The 26196-nt window shown below is 62.4% G+C and carries 21 protein-coding genes; 9 read left to right on the top strand and 12 right to left on the bottom strand.

The genetic code is table 11. The features are described 5' to 3' along the window. The 10 genes from IB264_RS27935 to IB264_RS27890 form a co-directional block, all read right to left on the bottom strand. Window positions 1-939, bottom strand: coding sequence for an ABC transporter substrate-binding protein (locus tag IB264_RS27935; protein ID WP_057224031.1), 939 nt, complete (start codon window positions 937-939; stop codon window positions 1-3). Between the two features lie 76 nt (window positions 940-1015). Next, window positions 1016-1960 carry an ABC transporter substrate-binding protein gene (locus IB264_RS27930; RefSeq protein ID WP_025428364.1) on the bottom strand — a complete coding sequence of 315 codons (945 nt, stop codon included), beginning with the start codon at window positions 1958-1960 and terminating at the stop codon, window positions 1016-1018. Between the two features lie 77 nt (window positions 1961-2037). Further along, entirely contained in the window at window positions 2038-3813 is a 1776-nt protein-coding gene (locus tag IB264_RS35270; protein WP_081788921.1) for an amino acid ABC transporter permease/ATP-binding protein, read from the bottom strand. A 43-nt stretch (window positions 3814-3856) separates the two neighbouring features. Beyond that, window positions 3857-4408 carry a GNAT family N-acetyltransferase gene (locus IB264_RS27920; protein WP_057207543.1) on the bottom strand — a complete coding sequence of 184 codons (552 nt, stop codon included), beginning with the start codon at window positions 4406-4408 and terminating at the stop codon, window positions 3857-3859. A 25-nt stretch (window positions 4409-4433) separates the two neighbouring features. Then, entirely contained in the window at window positions 4434-5621 is a 1188-nt protein-coding gene (locus IB264_RS27915) for a M20 aminoacylase family protein (RefSeq protein ID WP_038578097.1), read from the bottom strand. A 19-nt stretch (window positions 5622-5640) separates the two neighbouring features. Further along, entirely contained in the window at window positions 5641-6990 is a 1350-nt protein-coding gene (locus tag IB264_RS27910; protein WP_025428363.1) for an LLM class flavin-dependent oxidoreductase, read from the bottom strand. Between the two features lie 23 nt (window positions 6991-7013). Further along, the gene (locus tag IB264_RS27905) at window positions 7014-8009 is read right to left on the bottom strand and encodes an LLM class flavin-dependent oxidoreductase (RefSeq protein WP_025428362.1); all 996 of its coding nucleotides are present in this window, start codon (window positions 8007-8009) and stop codon (window positions 7014-7016) included. 377 nt (window positions 8010-8386) lie between these two features. Next, window positions 8387-8914: a DUF992 domain-containing protein gene (locus tag IB264_RS27900; protein WP_057224028.1), complete on the bottom strand. Its 528-nt coding sequence runs from the start codon at window positions 8912-8914 to the stop codon at window positions 8387-8389. A gap of 320 nt (window positions 8915-9234) precedes the next feature. After that, complete coding sequence (locus IB264_RS27895; RefSeq protein WP_025428360.1) at window positions 9235-9447, bottom strand: hypothetical protein; 213 nt, start codon at window positions 9445-9447, stop codon at window positions 9235-9237. A gap of 113 nt (window positions 9448-9560) precedes the next feature. Then, window positions 9561-10739, bottom strand: coding sequence for a glycosyltransferase (locus IB264_RS27890; protein WP_025428359.1), 1179 nt, complete (start codon window positions 10737-10739; stop codon window positions 9561-9563). A gap of 330 nt (window positions 10740-11069) precedes the next feature. Here IB264_RS27890 and IB264_RS27885 point away from each other — a divergent pair, with 330 nt between their 5' ends. From IB264_RS27885 to IB264_RS27855, 7 genes are all read left to right on the top strand, one after another. Next, window positions 11070-12395 (top strand): polysaccharide biosynthesis/export family protein, encoded by a 1326-nt coding sequence (locus tag IB264_RS27885; protein ID WP_025428358.1) that lies wholly within the window; start codon window positions 11070-11072, stop codon window positions 12393-12395. Window positions 12396-12442: 47 nt separating this feature from the next. Next, a complete protein-coding gene (locus IB264_RS27880; protein WP_025428357.1) occupies window positions 12443-14713 on the top strand; it encodes an exopolysaccharide transport family protein in 2271 nt (756 codons plus the stop codon). Further along, the gene (locus IB264_RS27875; RefSeq protein ID WP_225906406.1) at window positions 14692-15630 is read left to right on the top strand and encodes a glycosyltransferase family 2 protein; all 939 of its coding nucleotides are present in this window, start codon (window positions 14692-14694) and stop codon (window positions 15628-15630) included. Before IB264_RS27880 ends, IB264_RS27875 begins: the two co-directional genes overlap by 22 nt. A gap of 4 nt (window positions 15631-15634) precedes the next feature. Next, entirely contained in the window at window positions 15635-16942 is a 1308-nt protein-coding gene (locus IB264_RS27870) for a glycosyltransferase family 4 protein (RefSeq protein WP_025428355.1), read from the top strand. Window positions 16943-17171: 229 nt separating this feature from the next. Beyond that, window positions 17172-17849 (top strand): sugar transferase, encoded by a 678-nt coding sequence (locus IB264_RS27865; RefSeq protein WP_025428354.1) that lies wholly within the window; start codon window positions 17172-17174, stop codon window positions 17847-17849. 439 nt (window positions 17850-18288) lie between these two features. Next, window positions 18289-19809 carry an oligosaccharide flippase family protein gene (locus IB264_RS27860; RefSeq protein ID WP_057207541.1) on the top strand — a complete coding sequence of 507 codons (1521 nt, stop codon included), beginning with the start codon at window positions 18289-18291 and terminating at the stop codon, window positions 19807-19809. A 46-nt stretch (window positions 19810-19855) separates the two neighbouring features. Then, window positions 19856-20677 (top strand): methyltransferase, TIGR04325 family, encoded by an 822-nt coding sequence (locus tag IB264_RS27855; RefSeq protein WP_244496064.1) that lies wholly within the window; start codon window positions 19856-19858, stop codon window positions 20675-20677. A 32-nt stretch (window positions 20678-20709) separates the two neighbouring features. On the opposite strand, the gene IB264_RS27850 is transcribed toward IB264_RS27855, so the two are convergent. Continuing rightward, entirely contained in the window at window positions 20710-22434 is a 1725-nt protein-coding gene (locus tag IB264_RS27850) for an FAD-dependent oxidoreductase (RefSeq protein WP_084815186.1), read from the bottom strand. A gap of 273 nt (window positions 22435-22707) precedes the next feature. On the opposite strand from IB264_RS27850, the gene IB264_RS27845 reads away from it, so the two are divergent. Next, window positions 22708-23889, top strand: a complete 1182-nt coding sequence (locus IB264_RS27845) for a DegT/DnrJ/EryC1/StrS aminotransferase family protein (protein ID WP_025428350.1) — start codon at window positions 22708-22710, stop codon at window positions 23887-23889. Next, a complete protein-coding gene (locus IB264_RS27840) occupies window positions 23879-24679 on the top strand; it encodes a 4'-phosphopantetheinyl transferase superfamily protein (protein ID WP_025428349.1) in 801 nt (266 codons plus the stop codon). Before IB264_RS27845 ends, IB264_RS27840 begins: the two co-directional genes overlap by 11 nt. Here IB264_RS27840 and IB264_RS27835 read toward each other — a convergent pair. After that, window positions 24600-26186: a hypothetical protein gene (locus IB264_RS27835; protein ID WP_057207539.1), complete on the bottom strand. Its 1587-nt coding sequence runs from the start codon at window positions 26184-26186 to the stop codon at window positions 24600-24602. The genes IB264_RS27840 and IB264_RS27835 overlap by 80 nt on opposite strands. Window positions 26187-26196: the final 10 nt, after the last annotated feature.

Here is a 26196-nt window from a genome sequence, read left to right as displayed (position 1 = left end):
TCAGGATTTCGGCAGGCCGGGTGGATTGGTTTCCGACTTCGGCAGCGCCTCTTCCGCCAGGTGCCAGCGCTCGAGAATTTTGGCGTAAGTGCCATTGTCAATGAGGCCGTTGGTGGCGGCGGTCAGGGCGTCGGCTAGGCCACTGTTCTTGCGCGTGGTGATCGCCACGTCGGATCGCTCCGGCCAACCGGCGCTCAAGGTGCCGACGCGTTTGATGTTCCGGTCGCGGGCGGCAATGAAGACGAGTTGCGCATGCGGCTGGACGATCACGTCGGCGCGGCCTGCAGCCAATGCGACAAGGCTCGTGGCCTCGTCGTCATAGTATTGCAGCTCGAGCGCCTTTAGCCCGGCAGCGACATTCTCGTCGTTCCATTTGAGAAGAATGCGCTCCTGGTTTGTCCCAGCGCCAACGATGATCCTCAGGCCGGCGGCATCCTTCGGCTCCTTGATCGATGTAACTGCGCTGTCGGCCTTGACGAAGAAGCCATGCAATCCCTGACGGTAGCTCGAAAAGTCGAACTTCTCCTTGCGCTGTTCCGTCACGCCGACATTGGAGATCACCGCATCGTATTTGCCCGAGGTCAGGCCGAGCGGCCAATCGATCCAGGCGATTGGCACGAGCTCCAGCGTCAACCCCAGACTATCGGCGACGGCCAAAGCATATTCCGGATCCGCGCCGATGACGGTCTTTGCATCGTTCGCATAGGTCGCAAGCGGCGGGCCGCCGGGGCTGACGGCAACGGTGAATTTGCCGGGGGTGACGAATTTGAAGCTTGGCGGTATCGCCGCAATCGCCGCCTCGTTTCGTTCGGCACGGATGCGCCCCGGTTGTTCAGGGCTGAAATCGAAGCCGTCGGCGGCCAGCGCCGGGGCAAGGTGGAAAAGTGCCGTCGCAAATGCGGCGATGAACGAGGGGCGCAATGCAGCTAGACCAAGCATTTCTGTCGTCTCCGGAAGGGATGTTGAACGAACGGGCCGGCGGCAAAAGCAGGCGCCGACCCGCAACAGGCAATGATCAGGAGCCGCTCTTCGGCAGGCCCGGTGGGTTGGTCTGCGACGCGTCGACCGCCTCGTCGGTCAGGCTCCAGCGCTTCAGCACCTCGCCGTATTTGCCGTTCTTGATCAGGTCGTTGATGGCAAGGGTGATCGCGTCGGCAAGGCCACCACCCTTGCGGGTCGTCACCGCGATCTCGGCGGTCAGCGGCCAGCCGCCGCTGGCGATGCCGACGACCTTGGTGTCGTTGCGGATCGAGGCGGCATAGGCGCGCGTCGCATTGGGGTTGAATTCGACGTCGGCCCGGCCGGACTGCAGCGCCAGGTCACCAGCCGCGCGGTCGTCATAATATTGCACCTCGATCGGCTTCAGCCCGGCGGCGACGTTCTGCCTGTCCCATTCCAGAATGATCTTTTCCTGATTGGTGCCGGCCCCGGTGATCACCTTCAGGCCCGCCACGTCCTTCGGTTCCTTGATCGATGTGATCGGGCTGTCGGACTTGACGAAGAAGCCGAGCACGTCGCGCCTATAGGTGGAGAAGTCGAATTTCTCCTTGCGCTCCTCGGTCACGGTCACGTTGCTGATCACCGCATCATATTTGCCGGAGGCGACGCCGAGCGGCCAATCGGCCCAGGCGACCGCGACGAGATCCAGTTCGAGGCCGAGGGAATCGGCCACCAGCGAGGCGAGATCGGGATCGGCGCCGACGACCGTTTTGGAGTCCGATGCGTAGGTGGCAATCGGCGGATCCCAGGGGTTGACGGCAACGGTGAATTTTCCTGGGTTTACGAACTTGAAGTCGGGCGCAATCGCCTTGATGGCCGCTTCGTTCCGCTCGGCCCGCACGCGGTTGGACGTATCCGGGCTGAGATCGAACTTCTCCTGCGCCTGAACCGAGGCCGTACCGAGCGTCGCTGCGGCGACCGCTCCTGCCAAAAGCAGTTTTGCTCTATCGAAAAATGCCATGTACTTAAACTCCATTTCATCTTTGGGTTGCAGATTGTGTCGGCACGATCCAGCGTGCCCATGCACGCCTGGAATTTTCAGAGAACCTTGGCGAGGAATTCGCGGGTGCGCGGATGTTCCGCGGTGGTGAAGATGCGGGACGGCGGCCCGGCCTCCAGGATGCGGCCCGCCTCGATGAAGACGACGGTGTCGGCAACCTCGCGGGCAAACCCGATCTCGTGCGTGACGATCACAAGCGTCGTGCCGGTGCGGGCCAGTTCCTTGATGACATCAAGCACTTCGCCGACCAGTTCCGGATCGAGTGCCGAGGTCGGTTCGTCGAAGAGCAGGACCTTCGGCTTAAGGGCCAGAGCCCGTGCGATCGCCACGCGCTGCTGCTGGCCGCCCGAGAGCTGCCGGGGATAGGCGTTGATCTTGTCGCTGAGGCCGACCCGCGCCAGCAGTTCCTGCGCCAACCGAACAGCGTCGTCGCGCTTGAGGCCGCGCACCTGCAACGGTGCCTCGATGAGGTTTTCCAGCACCGTCAGATGCGGGAAGAGATTGAAATTCTGGAACACCATGCCGATGTCGGCGCGGCGCTTCAAAATATCCTTCTCCTTCAGTTCATAGAGCGTGTTGCCCTTCTGGCTGTAGCCGACGAGATCGCCGTCGATCGAGATGAAGCCGTCATCGACCCGCTCCAGATGATTGATGGCGCGCAGCAAAGTCGACTTACCCGAACCCGATGGCCCGAGGATCGCCGTGACGCTGCCGGCAGGCAAGCTCAGCTCGACGTCATCTAGCACTTTCAGCGGACCGAAACTCTTCGAGATGCCATGGATGCGGACGGCACCGCCGGCGCGGAATGCAGTCGCGTCATGAAAACCGGTCTTGCGGGCGATGGCACCACTGCTCGCAACCTCGGCCAGCGGACGCCGAAACCGCGAGAAGAAGGCCTGGAACGGCAGCGGCACCGGATTGCGAACGGCCCCCTTGGAGAAATGGCGTTCGATATAGTGCTGGGCGATCGACAGCCCGGTCATGATCACCAGGTACCAGACGGTGGCCACCATCAGGAGCGGAATGACTTCGAGATTGCGGCGATAGATGACCTGAACGGTGTAGAAGAGCTCCGGCAGCGCCAGCACGTAGACCATTGATGTGCTCTTTGCGAGCCCGATGATCTCGTTGAAGCCGGTCGGCAGGATCGAGCGCATCGCCTGTGGCAGCACGATACGGAATGCCTGGCGATGACGGGGAAGACCGAGTGCAGCCGCGGCCTCGTGTTGCCCGTGATCGACGGAGAGAATGCCGCCACGCACGATCTCGGCAAAGAAGGCCGACTGATTGAGCGTCAGACCGAGAAAGGCTGCTGCAAACGGCGTCAGCAGCTGGGTCGTCGGGTAGTTGAAGAGCGTCGTGTCGGTGAAAGGAATCCCAACCGAGATCGTCTCGTAGAGATAGCCGAGATTGTTGAGCACGAGCAGCAGCACGATCAGCGGAATGGAGCGCAGCAGCCAGATGTAACCGAAGGACAGGCCACCGAGCAGCGGCGACTTCGACACCCGGGCGAGCGCCAGAGCCGTTCCAAGTAGCGAGCCTGAAACGGTCGCAAGTGCCGTCAGGAGCAGCGTCCGCCCAAGGCCCGCAAGCACCGGTTCTGCAAAGAACCATTCGGCAAAGACCGGCCAGCCCCAGCGAGGATTGGTCAGCACCGAATAAAGCACGCCGGTTATGACGAGCGCAGCAAACAGGGTGCCGAGCGCCCTGCCAGGATGGCGGGCCGGCACGATGCGATAATGCGCGTAGCCCGGATTGGGTTCGCTTGCTCGCCCGGTTCCGGCAACGCCGGCATAATCGGTCAAAATGGCCATGATGCATCCTCTCTGGATGGTTGGCGCCCGTTGGACGCCGGCGTTACGGGTGGCTCACTGCCTGCGGATGCGATGGGCGCGGCTCTCCGAGAAGCGCGAGCGACGCGACGAGATGGGTGATGTCCTTCTCGAACGGCAGCGTCTTGTAGACCTCCGGATCGGCAGCGACGTCGAACAGCGCCGTGTAGCCATTGACGAGATAGAGACCCACTGCCTCCGGCTGCCGGAAGCCGGTGGTCAGATAAATGCGGGAATAGCCTTGCCTTGCTGCTTGCGCTTCGAGTTCGAGCAGAACCCTGCGCGCCAATCCCTGGCGGCGCAGGTCGGAGCGCGTCCAGATGCGTTTGAACTCCGCGGTGCGGTCGTCGTAGTGCTTGAACGCACCGCCGCCGATCGTCTCGCCGTTGCGGATCAGCAGCACGAAATTGCCATGCGGCGGCGCGAAGGCATCAGGTGGATAGCGGTTGAGTTCTGCCGCAGCACCCTCGTCGCTGAAGTAGTTGCCGTAACGGCTGTCATATTCGATGATCAGTTCGTCGATCAGCGGCTTGGCACGCGGGTCGAGGGGGGTGGTGTAGAGAAACGTATCGCTCATGGTTTCGCCAATCCCGTTGTCGTCATCATGCGAGGAAGGTTTCGACCAGCCGCACCCAATAGCGGGCGGCAGGCGCGATGATTGCGTCGTTGAAGTCGTAGTTGGCGCTATGGAGCGACGCGCTGTCGCCATTGCCGACGAAGAGATAGCTGCCGGCCTTCTCCTCCAGCATGAAGGCGAAGTCTTCGCTTGCCGTGCGCGGCTTGAAGTTGCTCACGATCTGGCCGGGGCCGAAGGCTTCTAGTGCGACACTGCGGGCAAGCTCCGTCTCGGCGCGGTGATTGATCAGAGCCGGGAAGCCGCGGCGATAATCCACCTCCGCGGTGGCGCCGAAGCTTTCGGCCTGAGCGCACGCCAGTGCAGGTACCCGCTCGCCGAGCAGTGCGCGGGTCGCCTCGTTGAAGGCCCGCATGGTCAGCTTCAGCGCCACGCTTTCAGGAATGACGTTGGATGCCGAACCGCCATGGATCGAGCCGACGGTAACCACCGCCATCTCCTGCGGGTCGACATTGCGCGAAACCACGCTCTGCAGGGCGGTGATCAGCGACGCGGTCGCTAGCACCGGATCGACGGTCAGCTGCGGTTCCGCCCCATGGCCACCCTTGCCGACGATCGTGATGTTGCACTGGTCGACCGAAGCCATGGCGGCACCGGCAACGAAGCCGAATTGCCCTGTTGGAACGCCCGGCCAGTTGTGCAGGCCGAAGACGGCGTCGACGGGAAACCGTTCGAACAGCCCTTCGGACAGCATCTTGCGCGCGCCGGCGCCGATCTCTTCGGCCGGCTGGAAGATCAGCCGCACGGTGCCGTCGAAGCGGCCTGCTTCCGCCAGATAGCGTCCGGCGGCAAGCAGGATTGCCGTGTGGCCATCGTGCCCGCAGGCATGCATGACGCCGCGATGGACGCTGGCATGGGCAAGACCCGTTGCCTCCTCGATCGGCAAGGCGTCCATGTCGGCACGGATGCCGATGCTGCGTTGGCCTTCACCCCGGCTCAAGGTGGCGACGACACCGGTTCCGCCAATTCCCGTTGCCACCTCGTAGCCCCAGGAAGAGAGCCGACTGACGACGATTTCGCTGGTGCGGTGTTCGTGAAACGCAAGTTCCGGATGGCGGTGGAGATCGTGGCGTAGCGCGACGATCTCATCGAGATAGGCGCCGATGCCTCGCTCGACCGCGTCCCCCGCCTGTGTGTCCTTGACGATCATGTTCATCGGCGGCTCCGTCGACGCCTCAAGCGCCGACGGCCCTTCCCTGCTCGATCTCTTCCGCCGCCGCCGCATAGCGGCTCTCCCTGTAGGGCAGCCCCAGATGATCACGCAGCGTCTCGCCCTTCAGATGCGGGTCGAAATAGCCGCGCTCTTCAAGAATCGGCAGCACGTGGGCGGCGAAATCCTGCAGGCCTTCGGCAATGACCGGGAAGCCGAGGATGAAGCCATCTGCCGCCTCACCATCGACCCAACGGATGATCTCGTCGGCGATGTGGTCTGCGGTGCCGATGAAGGCGGTCCGCGGCGTCGCAACATCAAGCGCGATCTCGCGAAGAGTCTGGCCGGTCTCGCGCGCCGTCTTCTTGATGCGGTCGGTCGTCGCGCGAAAGCTGTTCTTGCCGATATCGCCGATGTCGGGGAACGGTTCGTCCAGGGGATAGGCACTGAAATCATGGTGATCGAAGAACCGGCCGAGATAGAGCAGCGCCTCCTCGACCGTGACCAGCGCGCGGATTGCCTGATACTTGGTCTCCGCCTCCGCGGCCGTCGAGCCGACGATCGGCGCGATGCCGGGGAAGAGGCCGATATCGGCCGCCCTTCGGCCTTGAGCAATCGCACTCTGCTTGATCTGCTTGTAGAAGGCTTGAGCATCGTCGATCGGGCCGCCATTGGTGAAGACGGCATCGGCATGTTTGCCGGCAAGACGGATACCTGAATCGGAAGCCCCTGCCTGGAAGATCACCGGCTGTCCCTGGCGCGACCGGCTGATGTTGAGCGGCCCTTCGATGCGGAAGAAACGGCCTTTGTGGTTCAGACGGCGCATCTTGGCCTTGTCGACATAGACGCCAGCCTGACGGTCACGGACAAAGGCATCGTCGTCCCAGGAGTCCCAGAGGCCCTTGGTCGCATCCAGATACTCGTCGGCGATCTCGTAGCGCAGCTCATGTTCCGGATGCTCGCGCCCATAGTTGCGGCCGGAGCCCTCCAACGGCGAGGTCACCGCGTTCCATCCGGCCCGCCCGCCGCTGATCAGGTCGAGCGAAGCGAACTGGCGGGCGATGGTGAAGGGGTCGCTGTAGGAGGTCGAAACGGTACCGACGAGCCCGATCTTCGAGGTCGATGCGGCAAGCGCAGACAGAATGGTCAGCGGCTCGAAGCGGTTGAGAAAATGCGGGATCGACTGTTCGTTGATATAGAGGCCGTCGGCGACGAAGGCGAAAGCGATACCGGCGGCTTCCGCCTTGCGCGCCGTGTCGACGAAGAATCCGAAGTTGACGCTAGCGTCGGCGGGACCGCTCGGATGCTTCCAGGCATTCATGTGGCCGCCGGGGCCCTGCAGCATGATACCGAAGGTGACATTTTTCTGGGGCATGGACGAGATCCTTGTGCGGATGTTCAGGCGACGAGCGAAAGCCGCTCTCTGGCGATGAGTTCGATCGATGCGAAGCGTTCGGCCGCAGGAAGGGCTGGCGTGTCGATCACGAATTCCTTGACGCCGTAGCGGCGGTGAAGCGCATCAAGCTCCTGGCGGACCTGCCGCGGCGTTCCGTGCAGCACGCTCGGGCTCTTTTCCTCGACCCGGTAGTCGCTGACGCCCGCCTGGCGCGCGAATTCGGCCGCCTGTTCCTCACTGCCGACATTGACGCTTTGGCCGTTGCCGAGGAAAACCTTGAAGATACGAAGGCCGGCGACGCGCTCGCGGGCGCGCTCCTCGCTTTCCGCTGCCAGCGCCGCGACTGCCAAAATCGGCCGACCACCGCCCGTTGCGCGCTCGTAAGCCGCAACAGTTCGCTCGATGTTGTCCGGATCACCATTGAGATGCGCGGCAAACACCAGTTGCCAGCCTTTTGCAGCGGCAAGCTCCGCACTCTCGACACTGGCCCCAAGCAGGAACCGTTCAGGCGCATGGACGGGCAAGGGCGTTGCCAGCAACGCTCCGTCGTCGGATTTTCCGGGCGCAAGATAGTGGTTGAGATCGCTCAGCTGTTCGGCAAAACCCGGCTTGCGCTCGGGATCGATGCCGATCTGTAGTGCCCTTGTCGAGAGAGGAAAGCCACCCGGCGCCTTGCCGACACCGAGATCAACCCGTCCGGGCGCAAGTGATGCCAGGAGGTTGAACGTTTCGGCGACCTTGTAGGCGCTGTAATGCTGCAGCATGACGCCGCCGGAGCCGATGCGGATCTTGGATGTGCGCGCCAGGAGATAGGCAATCAGCGTTTCGGGCGCCGAGCTTGCCAGCCCTGTCATGTTGTGATGCTCGGCCAGCCAGAAGCGGTGATAGCCCCACTCTTCCGCTTTCGCCGCCAGCCTGGCGGTTGCCTGCAACGCGTCAGTTGCGGTGGTTCCCGGATCGATCGGGCTCTTGTCGAGAAGACTGAGAAGATAGGACATGCCGAGTGTTCCAGATTGTCATAGCGTCCGTACTGGTCGCCATTACTCCATAAAACACATAGACAATATGCATTATAAGAAATGCATTTCTATTTCGGGGCGGGATGAGAGAAAAACCCGCCCAAAGTTTGCAGCCTGGAATCTCGCTGAAGACAGGGTGCGCCACATGTGGTCGGCGCTGGAAGCCAGCCGTTCGACCGGAAGTGCAGGAGATGGGCTGCAGTCAGCCTTGCGGAAACAACGCCGATGCGTGGTCCGGCGACACGATTGCTCGACGCCAGCTTCGGCTGAGGCAGCGCGGCGATCCTGAGATGTGGAGGCGGCGAAAAAGGATGGGGAAGCACCGGCGCGCAGCAGAGCCGCGCGCCGCTCGCAGATCAGTTCACCGAAGTGAGCGTCATCGACGTGCCGGTCGCGGCAACGTTGAGGCCGAGTTGACCCGTCACACTGACCGTCTGCAGGTGGATGGCACCGGCCGTACCGCCGATGAGGATGTTGGCGCCGACGCCTGCACCGAGCGTCGCTTCGGCGGTCGCACCCTGGTAGATGCCGCTCAACGCGCCCTTGTGATAGCCGGCGGTCGGCGCGAACACCGCCCAGATCAGCCGGCTGCGGGTGGTGAAGCCGACATCGACGCCGAGCTTGCGGATCGCACCGGCATAGTGGTCGGAAGCCTCCGCGCCGACGGTCGAACGGAAGACGCATTGGACTTCCTTGGCCGAACCCAGGACATAGCCGGCACCGCCGGCAATGTTGCAGTCGAGGTAACCGATCTTGACGCCACCGCGCGCGTCCGGCTCCCGGTAGGTGTCCTTGTAGGTCGGCAGGTCGGCGGCATTGACGGCCCACGCACCGGCAGACGCCAGGGTTGCAGCAGTAAGCGCCATCGCAAGACTCTTTTTCATAGTTCGCTCCTTTTCGGATCGTTATTGATCAACAGCACTCGGTCTTTTGGAAAACGAATCGAGCAACAGAGACGTCACCGTTGAACGCCGATCGGACATTTCGAAGGCACCGCTCCGGGCGCGAGCACCCGGATGCAAGTTTGCGGCGGACTGTTGCTGATGGAGAACACCAATCGCCTGCGGACACCTGCCGAAGGGCAGTTGCGCCAATATGGACATAGGATGGCGAGAGCGTCGGACCAGTGTGGCTCAAAAGCCGCATCGTGAGACAGACCGCAGAAGGTGCCGCCACCGGGAGCGTCGCTTCAACCGCCCATCGGTCAACTTGCCTTGCGGTCGAGCCCCGCCAGCCACCCAACCGTCATCAGAACGAGGATTGCCGCAAGGGCAAGCAGACCGACGGCATACATTACGAGGAATTCGAGGAGGCGCGGCACGAATAGCAGCGCCTGTCTCGGCAGCGATTGAGCACCACGCCAAGCGGGCAGCTCATCCCGATTGAAAGCCTCCAGCCGACGAACAAGAAAACGCATGTCCACCTCTTCCGGCCGACGGCAAGCCAAGGTGGCGCGCCGGCAATTCCCGTTTGAACATCGCTGGCCAGTCGTTGCTGCGACTGGCGGTCGATACGCAGCCTCGCCCGCCCTCAATGCAGCGGCGTCGCGCTTTCCGCATCGCGCAATTGAAAACCGCCGATCGCCAGTTTTCCGTCGCCGAACGGCAGCGCGCGGCGCTGACGAAGCTCGTCATCGATCACCGCCTGCATGCCGGACTTGAATTTCCTGACGCTGAACTGGGCAGTGTGTGTCCTGATGACGTCGGGCCGGAAGGTATCTTCGCGCGCCTCGAAAGCGTAGATCGCCTTGATCAGCGCGTCGACACTCTGCTGCTCGAAAAGCATGCCCGTCAGATTGGGCACGACGGTTTCAAGCGCCCCCCCGGCGCCAAAGGCGATGACCGGACGGCCGCTCGCCATGGCCTCGACAGGCACGATGCCGAAGTCTTCCTCTCCGGGAAAGACAAGAGCGCGGCAGCGCGAGAGCTTTTCCTTCAGCACTGCAAAGGGCGCGCGCCCGAGGAAGGTGACGGTAGGACCGGCCATGCGCTTCAGCCTGGCGATATCCTGCTCCTTGCCGTCGCCGATCACGACCAAGTTCTTGCCCATCTTCGTGAACGCCTCGACCGCGAGGTCAATTCGCTTGTAGGGAACGATCTGCCCTGCACAAAGATAGAAATCCTCGATCTGCGTCGAGGGTGCGAAGTCCTCTGTGCTCACAGGCGGATAGACGACCGTGGCCGGACGTCGGTAGTATTTGGCGATGCGTGCCGCGACATGATGGGAATTGGCAACAAACCGATCCACCCGCATGCTGGTATTGACGTCCCAGCTGCGCAGCATCGGCGCCAACACCGGCATCATCATCCGTGACAACAGGCCCGCGCTCGACCGATAGGCATGGTAGTGATCCCAGAGATAGCGCATGGGAGAATGGCAGTAGCAGATGTGTGCTGCATGTGGCGGCGGGATGATCCCCTTCGCTGGCCCTGACTCACTCGAAATGATCAGGTCGTAGCCGCTGAGATCGAGGCTCTCGAGCGCAAAAGGCATCAGTGGCAGCAGCGACTGATAGTGCCCGATCGCTCCCGGAATGCGCTGTAGGAATGACGAGGTGACCTTGTGCTTCTTGATCGTGTCGGACACGCGGCCCGGATCATAAACCAGGGTGAAGATGTCGGCCTCGGGATAGAGGTCGCAAAGCGATTCAATCACCTTCTCCCCGCCGCGCATCGATACCAGCCAATAATGAACGATTGCGACGCGCATAGTGCTCCCCTCTGAAACGATCCTGCCGCAGCATGGGACACACAAGGTGCGCGTGCACAGAGCCAAGATCGGTCCGGGGGTGCATCCGAAGGAACGATCGTCCTACCCGAAAGGTTTAGCTGCCGGTGGCGGCCGACCCGGGCTTAGCCATAGGCCGAGGCAATCCTATCCGATGGTGCCGCCGGTTTAGGGATATTCCCCTAAAGGGATTACCCGCGATTAGACCGCAGGGAATTTACCTCGAACGTTTTGGGCCGACAATCAATCCGACGCGCCACACCAAGCCGAGCTGTCCGGTACCGTGGCGCGCTGGAACATCAGCGAGGCCCCATGCCCCATGCCGATCACCGTATTCTACATCGCCTGTCGTCGCTTGGCCGTGTCTCGACCCTATACCTGGCGATCGGCCTGAGCACTCTTGCTCCCATCCATCAGGCCCATGCCGAGCCGGTGTTCCGTTTGCAGCCCCAGACAAGGGTCAAGGTCGCGATCGTCGAATGGGTCGCGGCGACCGGGGAATACAAGGAATGGACCGCGCTCAACGGAGAATACGTCGTTTCCCCCGCCGGCACGATCTCGGTTCCGCTGGTCGGCGAAGTGAAGGCCAAGGATCGGACACCTGCAGAACTGGCGGCCACGATCGCCGACCTCCTGAAGGAGCGCACCGGCCTTAGCAAGGCGCCGGAGACATCCGTCGAAGTTGTCCGCTACCCGATGATCTATGTCACGGGTCTGGTCGACCGGCCGAGCGAGCTGGAATTCCGCCCGGGCATGACTGTGATGCAGGCGGTGGCCATGGCGGGCGGGCGCGAACGCCGTACGAACCCTGCCGGCGGCTACTCCGACATGGAGCAGATCCGCTACACCGGCGAGTTGAACCGGATGGAACTCGAGATGATGCAACTCGCCGCCCGTCGGGCGCGGCTGAGGGCCGAGTTCACCGACAGCGCCAAGATCGAGTTTCCCCAGGCGCTCAAGGCCGCCGATGGCGCCGCCATCCAGCAGATCGTACGAGACGAGAGCACGCTCTTCGATGCCCGGATCGAAGCCATGCGCCGCCAGCTCGATTCCCTTGCCGAGCTCGGCACGCTGCTCAAGAACGAAATCGATGTGCTCGATGAAAAGACGGCCGTCCAGCAGCGTCAGATCGAGATCGCCCAGGACGAGCTCAAAGGCATATCGAAGCTGGTGAACGACCAGACGGTGACGAAGTCGCGGCAGACGTCGCTCGAGCGGATCGTCGCAGAGCTGCAAAGCGACAAGCTCGACCTCCAGGTGGCCGCCATGCGCGCCAAGCAGAAACTCAGCGAAACCGAACGCGATGCCGTGACCTTGCAGGGTCAACGCCGAACCGAAGCCGGCCGCGACCTGCAGACGACGGAAGCCGCGATCGAAGATCTGAAGCTCAAGCGCAGCACGACGCTGCAACTGCTGCAGATCAACGGCGCTTCGCTTTCCCGTTTCGCCGACAGGAAGGCAATGGACCTGGAGCCGCTGGAGTACTGGATAACACACGGCGGCGGCACCGACCCGGCCGTGAGGGTTACGGAAGCAACATTGCTGGTTCCGGGCGACGTGCTCGACGTGCGCTCGGCGCTGACGGCAGCGCTGGATAACAAGCTTCTGACATCGGTGGGCATCGAGCAGTCCCAATAGCAACGACAGATCGACTGTGGCGCAGCGTATTTTCATGGGGAACACCAATGGTCGTGCATGACATCTCAAAAATCGTGCTGGATGAGAACTTCGAGGCCAAGCGTTCGGCCGGGCAGGAGAGCATATCCTTCCGCGATGTTTCCGACTTCCTGCGGCGGCACCTCATTCGCATCGGGATCTGTGGTGTGATCGGGCTGGCGCTCGGCGCCTTCTACATACTCAACACGGCACCGACCTTTACCGCGACCGTCCGCCTGGTGATCGATCCCGAGCAGGGTCGCATCGCCTCACAGGATGCCTCGACCGGAACGATCATCATCGAAGCAGCCGAAATCGCCAGCGAAGTCGAAATCGTCAAATCCGAGGCGATTGCCCGCGCCGTGATCGAACAACTCGACTTGACCACTGATCCGGAAATTGTCGGCGGCGGCGTCTCGATCCGCGGTATGATCGGCTCGCTGTTCTCGTCGGGGGCCAAGAATTCCGACGATGATAAGGTCGATGACGAGTATCTGATGCGGCGCACGATGGCCGCCTTTCTCTCGCGCGTAACCGTGCGGCGCGTCGGCCAATCCTACGTGCTTGAGATCGGCTACTCTTCCACGGACCCGCGAAAGGCGGCCAAGACCGCCAACGCCATTGCTGGAGCCTATATCCGCACGGGCATGAACGAGAGATCGGACGCCGCGAGAAGCGGCGCCAAGTGGCTGGAAAGTCGCCTTATCGAAGTCGGTGCGCAGGCGCGCGCAGCCGCCATGACGGTGGAAGAGTTTCGCGCCAAGAACGACATCACAACGGTCGGCACCGCATCGACGCTCGATCAGCAACAGCTTTCCGAACTCAGCAGCCAGATGCTGGCAGCGCGCGCCGCGACCGCAGCGGAATCGGCCAAGCTGATGACGCTGCAACAGCTCATGTCGAAAGATACGCTGGTCGCGACCGTCAACGACAGTCTCGACAACCCGCAGATCCAGAAGCTCAACGAAGAAATGCGCCTGGCATCCGCCAAGCTCGACAATCTCAAGACCCGATACGACAGCGGAAATCCCGCTATTGTCGCCGCCGAGGCAGATATTGCGCGGCTGGATGCCTCTCTTCGCAACGAATTCCTGCGCATCGAACAGTTCTACAAGTCGAATGTGGACATCGCCAAGACCCGGGAAAAGCTGCTGGAAAGCGAGCTTGCCAGCCTTACCGCGGCGGGTGCCGGCAAAAACGTCGCCCGCGTCGAACTCTCCGAGATGGAAAGCCGCGCGACCACCTACCGCAGCATGTACGAGGGCATTCTACAGCAGCTCATCGGCGCTTTGCAAAAGCAATCCTTCCCCCTCGGCAAGGCACGCATCGTCACGGCGGCAACGGCGCCGCTGGGCAAGACCTGGCCGAAACCTTCGACGATCATGCCGTTTTCGCTGATGTTCGGATTGGCAACCGGGTTGATGCTGTCGGTGCTGCGTGACGGCCTCGACCGGCGCGTCAGCTCCAGCGAGCGCCTTCGCGCCGAACTCGGGATAACGTCGCTCGGCCACGTGCCGATGTTCAGAAGCAGCCCACGTCCCCATCAGCCCCCGATTGCCTCCACCATGCTGCCGCTTAGATCGGTCCTGGACATGCCCTATTCGCGCTTCTCCGAGGCACTGCGCGGCGTCAAGAACTCGGTCGATTCCGCCTTTCCTGCCAATGCGACGGCGGTGATCGGCGTGACCTCGGTCGGACCCGGCGAGGGCAAGACCACGATCGCCGCCAACCTCGCCCAGCTCTACATGAACGAAGGGACCTCGGTCCTGCTCGTCGATGCGGATTTCGTCGGCTCGCGGCTCAGCCGCGTCACCACCGAGGACGGTGCGGGCTTCGGCATGGAGAGCCTGCGGATCCTGGGCATCGCCGGCCAATACTCCAGGCGCAGATCGGAGGCGCCGCAGCACGTCGAGGAATTCGACGGCAAGGCCGTTCGCTGCGTGCCGGTTCTGACCGTCGACCAGACACGCAAGGCAGCCGTCGCGCATCAGCGCTACGGCCACCTGCCGGCGCTGAAATCCGAGCTCGAGCTTTTGAGACAGCGCTACAAGGTGATCATCGTCGACATGTCCGGCTTCGAGGATTCGGCCGATACGCGCGTGATCTGTACCTATCTCGACGGCATCGTCGTGGTTCTCGGACAATCCGACAAGATGACCGTCGAACGGTTGGGCGAGGCCTTGGCAACATTCGGCAAATCACGCGTCGCGTTGCTCGGCGTCATTTCAAACAGAAGCGACGGCCCTCGCCGTACCAACATCCGCTGGGACCGAAAACAATGGCGCAAGTTCAGAAAATGATGCAGGCGACAAAGGATTACGCCGAAGATCGTCCGGTCACGGTTGCCATCGGCATACCGAGCTGCGGGCGCAGGGACATTCTCTCCGCCGTCCTGCCCCTGATCGCCCGGCAGACCCGCCAACCGGACGAGATTTACGTTTGCCTCACCTCGCCCGAGGATATGGACCCTTGCTGCACCGAAGGGCTTGCGGTCCGCGTCATCGTCATCATCTCCGAGCGCGGCAGCTGTCGACAGCGAAATCGCATCCTCGCCGCCGCCAAGTCGGATGTTATCCTCTTTCTGGACGACGATTTCCTGATGGCGCCATCCTACGTCGAGGAAGTCGAGCGCCTGTTTTCCGAGAACGACGACATTGTCGTCGCCACCGGCACGCTGGTTGCCGATGGCATCATCGGGCCGGGCATTTCGGTCGACGGTGGCTTGGAGTTGATCGAGGCGGACGAACGTCTGCCAAAGTCGACGCAAGCCTTCAGGCCGATCTACAACGCCTATGGCTGCAACATGGCGGTTCGAACCGGCCCTGTTCGCGAAGCTGACCTCGCCTTCGACGAGAACCTGCCGCTTTACGGTTGGCTTGAGGACGTCGACTTCAGCCGGATGGCCGCCGACCTTGGCCGCGTGGTGCAATCCGGCAATCTCGTCGGCGTTCACCTCGGAACCAAAAAGGCGCGCACGCCAGGCATCAAGTTCGGCTATTCGCAGATCGCCAATCCGATCTACCTGATTCGCAAGGACACGATGAGCATTCGGCATGCCGGCGTGCAGATCCTGCGCAATCTGGTGGCGAATTTGGTCAAGGTCTGGAACCCGGAGCCCTGGGTCGATCGAAAAGGTCGCCTGCGCGGCAATGCCCGCGCATTCCTGGACCTGCTGACCGGCCGGCTGGCGCCGCGAAACGTCGAAAGGCTCGAATAAGACCATGACGGCCCTCTCACCCGACCGCGTCGTCGTCATCAACGATCGTTCCATCAGGGTTGGCGGCGCCACGAACCTCGCCATACTCTCGGCCGAGTTGCTGCAACGGCGCGACATACCGGTGACCTTCTTTGCCGGGGACAGCGCGCCCGTCGACCGACCGGCCGCCGATACGATCAATCTGGACGCAGTTCCCTTGCTGGAGCGACAAAGGAGCGATGCACTGCGGCTCGGTCTTTACGATCCGATCGTCTACGAGGCCCTCAACGGGTTGATTGCCAGCCGCGACACCCCGTCGACGATCTACCACGTTCATGGCTGGTCGAAGATCCTGTCGCCGGCGATCTTTCGTGCGCTCGCGCCGGTACGCGACCGTGTGGTCCTTCACGCTCACGATTATTTCCTCGCCTGCCCCAATGGCGGTTTCGTCAACTTCCGGACCAATCGTGTCTGTGAGCTGAAGCCGATGTCCGGCCGCTGCCTGACGACGCAGTGCGACAAGCGCGGCCTGCATGAGAAGGCCTGGCGCTCGGCGCGACATATGCTGCGCGAGCACTTCTTCCCGACCAAACGAGCGGCCGCAAACATCATCGTCGTGCATGAGAGGATGCGAGCCTATTTCGACCGTGCCGGCATGAACGGCACGCAAGTGGAAACGGTCCGCAATCCCGTCCTTCCCTTCGTCGGTCCCGGGCTTCAGCCATGGACCAACCGCAACTTCGTGTTCGTCGGTCGGCTCGAACCCGAAAAGGGTTTCGAGGACGCCGCCAGGGCGGCGAGCCTTGCCAAGGTGCCGCTGCATTTCATCGGTGATGGTGCCGGTCGCGCACTCATCGAGAAAACCTATCCAGAGGCGACCGTTCACGGTTGGAAAACCAGGGACGAAATGCGCGATATCATCCGCAGCGCTCGTGCTGTCGTCGTTTCGTCGCGTGTGCCGGAACCGTTCGGGCTGGCGGCCCTCGAAGCCATCGCCAGCGGCATACCGGTCATCCTGACCGATGCGGCGTTGCTCGCCGACGAGATCGCAGCCCTCGGCTGCGGCGTCAAATTCCGCATCGCCGACATCGAGGATCTTGCCGCTGCGATGCGCTCCCTTGCCACCGACGACGCACTGATCCGGCAAATGAGCGAGAACTGTTTCAGGCAGGCAGCCACGCTCGCCCATACGCCCGAAACCTGGGCGGACGCATTGGTCGATCTCTACGGTCGCGTGCTGCATCGTGCCTACCGGACCACGATCGATCTCCGGCAGCATCGACTGACAAAGACAGTGACGCTCGATGATTTGCGCAGTGGAGATGCCTTATGAAACGGTTTCGGTCAGTGGGCGGAGTACTCTTGCGGCAAAGGCTGCGACCGCTTGGCGAAGCCCCGAGCCGTTCTGCCACCTCCCGATTAGGAGGTTTACGCAACGTTTCTGTATTCCTGCCCGGCGTGTACCTCCATTGGACTAGGTCCTGCCCATCAGGGTCGATTGTAAATTAAGGCGCCCGCTGGCAGCCTGTTAAGGGCGAACGGTGTTTGGAGGGGTGAGAGATATGCTGTCCGTTTCTGATGGCGTTGCACGACAGAGGCATACCGCGCGCGGGACCATCGCAACACGGCGCGCTAGCAGATCCAAGCGTCTGATCGACGTGACCGTCTCCATCCTGGCGCTGATCTTCCTTGCGCCGGCCCTGGCGCTGATTGCAATTGCGCTCATGATCGTCGACGGGCGCCCCATCCTTTTCCGGCAGGCCCGTGTCGGCGCGCAGGGAGAGATGTTCGAATGTCTCAAGTTCAGATCCATGCGCCTCGATGCCGCGGAACGGCTTGCGGAACTGCTGGCCTCCGACCCCGAGCGAAACAGGGAGTGGATGGAGAAGCGCAAACTCGTCGGCGACCCGCGTGTCCATTGGCTCGGCAAGATCTTGCGGATGACCTGCCTCGACGAACTGCCGCAGTTCTATAACGTGCTGCGTGGGGATATGAGCCTTGTCGGCCCTCGCCCGATTTCACCTGAGGAAACCGAGAAATACGGGCAGAACCTGCATTACTACACGGGACTGAAGCCCGGTATCACCGGCATGTGGCAGGTGAAAAGACGGCCGGATACAACCTACGACGAGCGGGTCCAATTCGACATCGAGTACTATCAGTCCCGATCGATCTACCTCGACATCGTGATTATCGTAAAGACGGTAGGTGTCGTCCTCTTTGCAACAAACGAGACCTGAGGGGCGTTCACCAGATGAAAAAGAACACGGCGGCCCAAAAGACAAGGCACAGCACGACCACGGACCAGCGAATGGCCAGCTTCGTGTTCCATGCAGGCCGATTGGTCATGGCGCCCTCTTTGTCCAACGACATCCGTCTCAACATCTGCTGCGAGCTCCCCTCTCCCGCTTGCGTCGCCGCTCTCTCCCTAGCCGCAATAGGCCACGGAATTCAGGCGAACTGCGGGCGCCACCGTTCACGCCATCGCCCACTCTGTCGTTCAAAACGGGCTATACCCGAATCAGAGCGACACCGCACACCATACCTTAGGAGTTGCGAATTTTCAGCAAAACGGGGAAATTTCGCAAAAGTCGATACGCAACGCGCGCCACAAGCGGTTGAGCCCGACCCGTTACCACCCTTCCGCCAGCGCCATTTCTTCCCAGTCGTGGTGCAATGATGCCCCGCTGGATCGAGACGGCAATCCTCCCACTACGACGCCTGTTGCCAGGCTCCCCGCGCGCCTTGCGCCTGCCCGACCTGATCGGCGACGGCTTTGCCGCCCTTTGCGCCAAAGTCATCTCGCAGGCTGCCCAGCTGTCGATTTTCATCGTTGCGGCACATGTTCTGGCGGCGGCCGAGTTCGGCTTCTTTGCGTTCGCATCCTCCTTCGCCATCTTCGTTCTCGTCGTCGCCGAGGGTGGATGGGGCGAGTTCATCATGAAAGGCGGCGCCGATAAGACGGATATCGATCAGCTTGCGACCCTGTCGATGCTGTCCGGGCTTATCGCCACGATCCTGGGCCTGTGTACCGCTGCAACCATGTTCATGCTGGGTCACGGCTGGAATGCACTGCTGGTCGCCCTTTTCAGCTCCTGGTATCTGCCGGCATCGCTGTCGACAGTTTACGACGGCATTCTCATCTCTCAAGGTCGATTGCGCGGCCAATCCATCATCAGGATCGCTGCCGAGATCATCGGGCTACTCGTGGCGATCGGCGGGCTTTCCTTGCAGTGGAACATCGTTGCGCTCATCTGCGGACGGTTGGCGCAACAACTGACGATCCTGGCCGCGTCGATGATCCTGGTGCGATGGCTGCCGCGTCTGCGCCTGCGTCGCTCATACGCCGTGCAGGTGTTGGAATTCTCACGCCATATCGTCGCCAACCGGCTCGTGGTGTTCTTTCGCTCCTACGCCGGCACGCTGGTGGTGGGCAGCTTCCTCGGCCTGGCCGAAGCGGGCTACTACCGCGCGGCGGAAAGGATCGTCGCCGCCTTCTCCGAGCTCATGGGCGAGCCCGCCCGGATGCTTGCCTGGATCCTCTTCGGCCGCGTGGCGGGCAAGGACAAGGGCAATGTCGACCGGGCCGCGATCGGGGCGACAGCCACCACCTTCATGACCGTACTGATGGCCATCTCGACGCCGATCTATCTCGGTCTCGCACTGATCTCGGCAGAATTGATCGACGTCGTCTTGGGTGAGAAATGGGCGCCGGCGGCGATCCTCGTCGCAATCCTCGCCGCGAAACAGACGCTTCTGATCCCCGGCTATGTGACCGAACCGCTGCTTTCACTGAGCGGCAAAATTCATCGGATGCCGAGGGCCGTCATGTTGAATGGGGCGATCTCCGTCGGCTTGATCATTCTCCTAACCCCGTTCGGCGCGGTTGCGACGGCGCTGGGACAATGCGTTGCCGCGGTGTTCTCGTTCAACATATCCATGCGGCTTCAATCACGCGAGGGCGAACTTGCCTGGAACCGCGTCCTTCGCGACTGCGGCCTGGTGGCGATCGCCGTCTGCGCCATGGCGGCCGCCGTCTTTCTGTTCGGCCGGATAGCCGAAGCGTCGTCGCTGAAGCAGATGTCGACGATCGCGCTGCAGGTGGTTGCCGGCGCGGCGATCTATGTCGCAGCACTCGCCGTGCTGCAGCGATGGAGCGACGCCCTGCGGCCGATCTTCGCCTTCGGCCGCCACGGATGAGAAACCGACGGAACGACGCAGGCGCGACAACCAGGGGAGACGCATCGTGCTGACCAGCGATATCAGGAACACAGCTTACCCGCTTCTGCGCAGCGCGATGCGTAGCCTCAATCGCTCCCTGACACCGCTGAAGGTGGCCGGTGGACGCCTGCGATATCTCTCGCCTTTTCCGCAGCGTTTCACCGGCGCCTACGCGTCGTTCGAAGACGCCATCGCCGCCGCCCGCTCCAACGGGCTTGCCGGCTATGATCATGAGGAGATCGCCCAGGTCGCCTTCGAGAAGATGTGCAAGGTCGCCCCCTGGGACTATCCGGTGCTTTTCTGGATGCGGCAGGTCATGGACGAGATCGATGGTCTCGTCGATGCCGGCGGCCACATGGGCACCAAATACCGGGCGTTCCGCGACCTTCTCTCGCTCGACAGATCCTTCCGATGGGTGGTCTACGACCTGCCGGCAATCGTGCAGGTCGGCCGACGCAGGGCCGAACAGGACGAGCTCGACAATCTGCATTTCGTCGATCGCATCGTCGATGCCGGCCCTGTGCCGTTGTTCCTCGGCTCAGGCCTGCTGCAATATCTCGATATCCAGTTGTCTGATCTGCTAGGGCGGATGCCCGCCCTGCCCCGCCACCTCCTGCTCAACAAGGTGGCCCTGAGAAAAGGCGGCGCCGTTGTAACGCTGGAGCGCATCGGCACGGCCATCGTGCCTTACCAGATGCGGAACGAAGAGGTGTTCCGCAGCGACATCGAGAGACTCGGCTACCGCCTCGTCGACCGCTGGTCCATCCCGTCGCTCTCACATGTGATCGAAACACATCCCGAGCTGGGGCCGAGCGAAAGCGCCGGTTTCTATTTCCGCCTGCAATGACGACCAAGGGCCTGTAGGCGAAGGGATAGGCATCAAATTCCCGGTACGGCGACCGTTTCCTCCGCAACCGCACGAGACGTCACCGTCGCTGCCGGGCGTCTTTCCAGCCGCATCTTCAGATGATCGGCAAGACGCATCGCCAGGCCAAGCGTCATCAAGGTCGGATTGGCGTGGCCGGGCGTCGGAAAGATCGAGCTGCCGGCGACAAAGAGCCCGTCCACTCCATGCACCATGGAATTCGCATCGACGACACTGGTGGTCGGATCGCTCCCCATGCGCGTCGTGCAGGACGGATGCGCCATGTCGGTGAACGCCGCCTTCCCATCGTCGTCCTCGGCTATCCAGTCGACCAGACGCGGCTGTGGAAGGCCATTGCGCACGAATTCGGAGGCCAGTGACCACGCGAGCCGCTTGACGCTCTCAACCTCTGTTGGGCCGATTTTCCAGTCGACGCGCGGTATCGGCACGCCGAACTCGTCCCGTTGATCAGACAGGGTGACGCGGCTCTCCGCGTCGAGTTTCTGCTCGACCATGACATCGAAGCGCAGCGCGTCGGACCGGTGCATCATTCCCCGCTTCTGCACCTTCCGGCGGAAGGTACCTGCTGCCAGGAAGGCAGGCGACCGCGCGACAACAGCAAGATCACTCGCAAGTCGCGTGCGGTCGCCCCGCATCAGTCGCTTCAGCGCCGCCCAGGGATCACGAGCCGAATGAATCTGCACGGGATAGGCCGCACAGTTGACGAGCTCTTCGCGTCTCTGCACAGCGGGACTGAGGCGCAGACCGTGGAGATAGAACCGGGTCGCCCCCTTATCGGACAGGCCGTAGAAATTGAAGTGCCGGGCCACGGCGTTGATATCCCGCCGTTCGAACTGCAGAAGCGTCGAGCGGGGGTGGTCGGCGAGGTAGCGCCCGACGACACCTCTGCCATTGCCGACACCGCTCGACATCACCGATGTCGAAGCCAAAAGCAGGCGGGCGTTCTCGATGCCGCCGGCACACAGAACGACGGTCTCGGGCCGTACACTTGCGGAAGCTCCGTCAAGGCTCCGCAGATCGAGCGATGCGACGCGACGGCCACTCTCGTCAAGATGGATCGCCGTGACCGTGGCATGCGTCAGGATCTCGATGTTCGCCGCCACCAGCTCGGCAGCCACATTGGCAAATCGCATGGGCTCGCCGTGCCGATCACGCTCATGGCTGAACTGCCAGAAGAACGGGCGAAGGAGATCGCGGTCGAAACCGAGTTCGTCCGGCGGCGAGTGCAGCCGGCCAAAGAGCCTCTCGTCATAGAGATTGGGTCCGAGATTGAGCAGGCGCGCCGCGCGATCAAGCCCCGGCGCCAGGCTTTCGCGCGTCATCGGCCAACCGGAGACCGGCAGCCAGGGCCGGCGCTCCAGGTCGATTTCGTCGAAGCTCGCGCATTTGCCGATCCAGGTATGCGTGCTGCCGCCGAGCACCCGGTTGCGCAGCTCGAAAGGGGGGATGTCATTCAGCCATTCGAGGCTGCCGTTATAGCCGCGGCCGGGACTTTCGACGCCGTCTCGGACGACGGGTTCGCCGACATTGACGACGGCATTCAACGTCTGCTGGGCGGCCTCGAAGTCGGCGCCACCGCTTTCGATGATCAGTACCCGGCAGCGGCTGTTGGCGAATTCCCGAGCGATCGTCAGCCCGACGGGACCACCGCCGATGATTGCCACATCCGGACGAAACTCGGTGCCTGAGGGCGCTGATCGGAGATCGCGGATCGGCATGAAAAGAACTCCCACGTGCTACATACAGGTCGTAGCACCAGCGCTATCGCGCCGAAATCTCCCAATATGCATAGGGGAGTAGGGTAACTACTGATTTCGGCTAGTTGGAGCCTGCACACTTTGCTCAGGCTCTGGCCGGAAGTCCATTTTGAAACGATATCGCGACACGACTAGGCTTGATCATTGGGGCCGGTACCCCGCAGGCGATTTGTCTTCATCCCTGGACGCCGATGGTCGGCGCACACGGAGCCGGCGAGGATCGGAGGGTGCGGTATGGCGCGTGTAGGTATCAGGGAATGGCTGGCTCTCGCTCCGGTCTTTGCGTCAGGGGAGCTTGCCCGCTTCGGCGGCGACGGCAACGGGCCGCTCACGCGCTTCGAGGCGGATTTCTCGGCCAAGTTCGGCACAGGCCATGTGCTGACCGTCAGCAGCGGCACGGGCGCGTTGATCGCCGCTCTGGCTGCTGCCGGCATCGGCCCGGGCGACGAGGTGCTGGTGCCCGCCTATACCTGGATTGCCACGGCCGGCGCCGCACTGGCCGTCGGCGCCGTCCCCATTATCGTCGAGATCGACGAGACATTGACAATGGACCCGGCAGATATCCTGCGAAAGATCACGCCCCACACGCGCGCCATCGTCCCCGTGCACATGGCCAACATGGTGTGCGACATGGACAGCATCATGCAGATTGCCCGCCAGCACGGGCTCGTTGTCATCGAGGATGCCTGCCAGGCGGTCGGGCTGACCTACAAGGGTGTGCGGGTGGGCACGATCGGTGATGCCGGGGCCTTCAGCTTCAACCAGTTCAAGAACATGAACATCGGCGAAGGCGGGGCCGTCGTCACCGACGACGACCGGCTCTTCGCCAGGGCGCGCATGTATCACGATATCGGCGCGCTGTTTCGCGGCCACCTCGACAATGCCAACGAGCCGCCGATGCTCGGCATCAATCTCAAGGCCAGCCAGATCCAGGGTGCCATGCTGAACGTCCAGTTGAAGAAGCTGGATCCGATGATCCGCCGCATGCGCCGCCGCTACGATGCGATTGCCGAGATCCTGTCGGCCAGCAATGCGATGCGCATCGGCCCGCACAACGACCGGGACCATGCTGCCGGCCTGCACGTGATCTTCGATACCGCCGAGGAGGCGCGGGCCTTTGCTGCCGAAAACAAGCGCGGCGTGTATCGGCCCTACGATTCCAGCCGGCACGTCTACAGCAACTGGTTGCCGGTGCTGGACCAACGCACGGCAAATCCGAAGATGAACCCCTATGCCTGGGCGTCCCGCAAGATCGAGTACTCGCCGGATATGTGCCCGCGGTCGCTCGATATCCTGAAGAGGACCTGCCGTATCGGGCTCGGCGAGAACTATCCCTTGCCGCTCATGACCTATTTCGCCCGACGCATGGTGCGCCAGCGACCCGCTTCGAAGGGGAGCCTCGTCTATGCGACCTAGCTTGGATCGGATCGGTCCCAACTTCATCGACATCTGGCGCTGGAGCCTTGATCCGGCCCCGTGTGAAATTGACCGCTTGTTCCCAATGCTGAGCGGTGAGGAGAAGGCGCGAGCCTCCCGTTTCGTCTATCCGGAACATCGCCAACACTTCATAGCCGGCCGTGCCGGCTTGCGCCTCGTGCTCGGCCACTACCTCCACCTGCCGCCGCACCGCATCGGGCTGACCTACAACGTCTTCGGCAAGCCGCGCATCGCCGGCGCATCGGAGTTGCTGCATTTCAATCTCAGCCACAGCGCCGATGTGGCGATGCTGGCGGTCTCCGACCATTACCCCGTTGGCATCGACGTCGAAGCAATCAAGCCGCTGAAAGAGGATATTGCCGGACATTTCTTTTCGAAGCGCGAGTGCGCGGCTCTCGCGGCCTTTGCCGGCGACGACTATCTTAACGCGTTCTATCGCTGCTGGACGCGCAAGGAGGCTTTCGTGAAGGCTCATGGCGCCGGGCTATCGCTGCCGCTGGACTCATTCGACGTCACCGTCGACGCAGCCTCCCGTCCAAGGCTCGAATCCCTTGATGGTGACAGAGATGCGCCGCTGAACTGGAGCCTCTTCGACCTCGCGAGCCCGCCTGGTTTCGCTGGCACCCTGGCAGCGCTCACCCTCGGCAATGCCGTCCATCTTCGCTATAGCGATCACGATGTCCTGGCGCTCAAAGCGTCAGTCGCGCATCCAGCACATACCGATCCCCGGCAGCGTCAAAATGGTGGCAGCCGAGCAATCCCGGTTTGAAATCGGGCTTGATCGTTCTGATGCACCGCTCCCGGTAGTTCTCCAGGTCCAATTGCTCGATTTCCATGATATTCAGCCCGTAGCCGTAGATGCCGTGCGCATTGTGCTGCGATGGGCGGAAGACACGGCCCTCGCGCGCAAAGATCCGGCCGGCATTGCGGGCAAACGTGCTGCCGAGCACCACCGGATTGCGTTTGTGCGGCGTGATGCGCGCAAGCCCCGGCCCATCGACTTCAAAGATATGAAGCTCGCTGCAGTGATCCTCATAGGCGTGAAACTCGGAGAGGTTCGTAAACAGCCACCACCGCCCGTCATGGCGCGTCAGCACGCTGTCTGCGGCAGACATGCCATTGAGCGCGGTCGCATGCAGCTCCCACTTCAGCGGAAACTCGACGCAGCGCCAAATCTCGATGCGCCTGGACTGATGCGTCTCGGGCATCATGAAGATGTCGTCGCCGTCGCGGAAGACGAACGGGTAGGACAGGTGGTAGTCGCAGTTCAGCGCGACACCCACCGGCTCAAGTCGATCGCCGTCAAAGCGGCCGACTGCGATATGCGCCTTGCGGTCGCCATCGGCATAGGCCTCGTAGAACAGGTAGCACTCGCCTTCATGCTGAAGCAGAAACGGATCCGCCTTGATGTCCGTTGACGTCGGCGGGATTTCGACGGAAACGCCGGGCTCGAAATCGTCGATGCGGCCGCTGCCGGTAAAGAGCGTCCAGACGGCCGACCCCGTGCCGGCCTTGTGCTGCAAAGCCTTCTTCGCGCGCGCGACGAGCTGGCCGCTGAGGATGCCGAGATACCGGCCCAACTCGTCAATCGACGGCGGCGCGGCTTGCCGGCGCGCCGGCAGAGGCGTGGTGATAAGCTCCCCGGTATCGGCCAGTCGCGAGAGTTCGCGCAGCAGCAGGGTGGCGGCGCGCTCCTTGACGAAGTTGATGTTCCTGACCGCGCTGAACTTGATGTTGAAGGAGGACAAGGCGATGGCAACGGACGAGGCTGAAGCCCCGAGCCGAACGTAGAGCGAAAGGTCCACGGCCGGCGCACCGCTGGCCACTTCGAGATAGCTGAACCATTCGCCCGCTCCCGACTTCTGGTCGGAAAAGGAGAGCGCCCATTCGCCATAGGGCAGCTCGCGCACGGCGTCGTCGGGCAGACCGTTCGGCGTCATGCGGACCACCAGATCGAGACCGAGCTCTGCCACCTGCGCCTGGACGGCCCCAGGCTGCGCCGATGCCAAAGGCACGATACGCTGCTTGCGCGCATCGAAGTTGCAGGGGTTATATACCGCCTGGCGGCCGAACGCCGCCTGCTCGAGCCGATGGGCGAGCTTGAAGAAGATGGAGCTCCTGCCGACCCCATAGGGTGCCGGATGAACGAGCAAGGCGGTCAGCGCGTATCGCGGATCGGCCACGATCCGATCGAAGACCATCAGTTGCCAATTCTCGAAGTGCTCGTTCTGTTCGACCAGGACGGCGATGCGCAATGGTAGGCTTGTGACACGCATGGATGTTGCC

This window comes from Ensifer sp. ENS11, from assembly GCF_014851895.1.
GTDB lineage: Bacteria > Pseudomonadota > Alphaproteobacteria > Rhizobiales > Rhizobiaceae > Ensifer > Ensifer canadensis.
This window is presented reverse-complemented; position numbering and strand designations above follow the sequence as displayed.

Bases quoted from the DNA above. Each gene is read 5' to 3' on its own strand.
- IB264_RS27935 (WP_057224031.1), bottom strand. From the start codon at position 939: ATGCTTGGTCTAGCTGCATTGCGCCCCTCGTTCATCGCCGCATTTGCG.
- IB264_RS27930 (WP_025428364.1), bottom strand. From the start codon at position 1,960: ATGGCATTTTTCGATAGAGCAAAACTGCTTTTGGCAGGAGCGGTCGCC.
- IB264_RS35270 (WP_081788921.1), bottom strand. From the start codon at position 3,813: ATGGCCATTTTGACCGATTATGCCGGCGTTGCCGGAACCGGGCGAGCA.
- IB264_RS27920 (WP_057207543.1), bottom strand. From the start codon at position 4,408: ATGAGCGATACGTTTCTCTACACCACCCCCCTCGACCCGCGTGCCAAG.
- IB264_RS27915 (WP_038578097.1), bottom strand. From the start codon at position 5,621: ATGAACATGATCGTCAAGGACACACAGGCGGGGGACGCGGTCGAGCGA.
- IB264_RS27910 (WP_025428363.1), bottom strand. From the start codon at position 6,990: ATGCCCCAGAAAAATGTCACCTTCGGTATCATGCTGCAGGGCCCCGGC.
- IB264_RS27905 (WP_025428362.1), bottom strand. From the start codon at position 8,009: ATGTCCTATCTTCTCAGTCTTCTCGACAAGAGCCCGATCGATCCGGGA.
- IB264_RS27900 (WP_057224028.1), bottom strand. From the start codon at position 8,914: ATGAAAAAGAGTCTTGCGATGGCGCTTACTGCTGCAACCCTGGCGTCT.
- IB264_RS27895 (WP_025428360.1), bottom strand. From the start codon at position 9,447: ATGCGTTTTCTTGTTCGTCGGCTGGAGGCTTTCAATCGGGATGAGCTG.
- IB264_RS27890 (WP_025428359.1), bottom strand. From the start codon at position 10,739: ATGCGCGTCGCAATCGTTCATTATTGGCTGGTATCGATGCGCGGCGGG.
- IB264_RS27885 (WP_025428358.1), top strand. From the start codon at position 11,070: ATGCCCCATGCCGATCACCGTATTCTACATCGCCTGTCGTCGCTTGGC.
- IB264_RS27880 (WP_025428357.1), top strand. From the start codon at position 12,443: ATGGTCGTGCATGACATCTCAAAAATCGTGCTGGATGAGAACTTCGAG.
- IB264_RS27875 (WP_225906406.1), top strand. From the start codon at position 14,692: ATGGCGCAAGTTCAGAAAATGATGCAGGCGACAAAGGATTACGCCGAA.
- IB264_RS27870 (WP_025428355.1), top strand. From the start codon at position 15,635: ATGACGGCCCTCTCACCCGACCGCGTCGTCGTCATCAACGATCGTTCC.
- IB264_RS27865 (WP_025428354.1), top strand. From the start codon at position 17,172: ATGCTGTCCGTTTCTGATGGCGTTGCACGACAGAGGCATACCGCGCGC.
- IB264_RS27860 (WP_057207541.1), top strand. From the start codon at position 18,289: ATGCCCCGCTGGATCGAGACGGCAATCCTCCCACTACGACGCCTGTTG.
- IB264_RS27850 (WP_084815186.1), bottom strand. From the start codon at position 22,434: ATGCCGATCCGCGATCTCCGATCAGCGCCCTCAGGCACCGAGTTTCGT.
- IB264_RS27845 (WP_025428350.1), top strand. From the start codon at position 22,708: ATGGCGCGTGTAGGTATCAGGGAATGGCTGGCTCTCGCTCCGGTCTTT.
- IB264_RS27840 (WP_025428349.1), top strand. From the start codon at position 23,879: ATGCGACCTAGCTTGGATCGGATCGGTCCCAACTTCATCGACATCTGG.
- IB264_RS27835 (WP_057207539.1), bottom strand. From the start codon at position 26,186: ATGCGTGTCACAAGCCTACCATTGCGCATCGCCGTCCTGGTCGAACAG.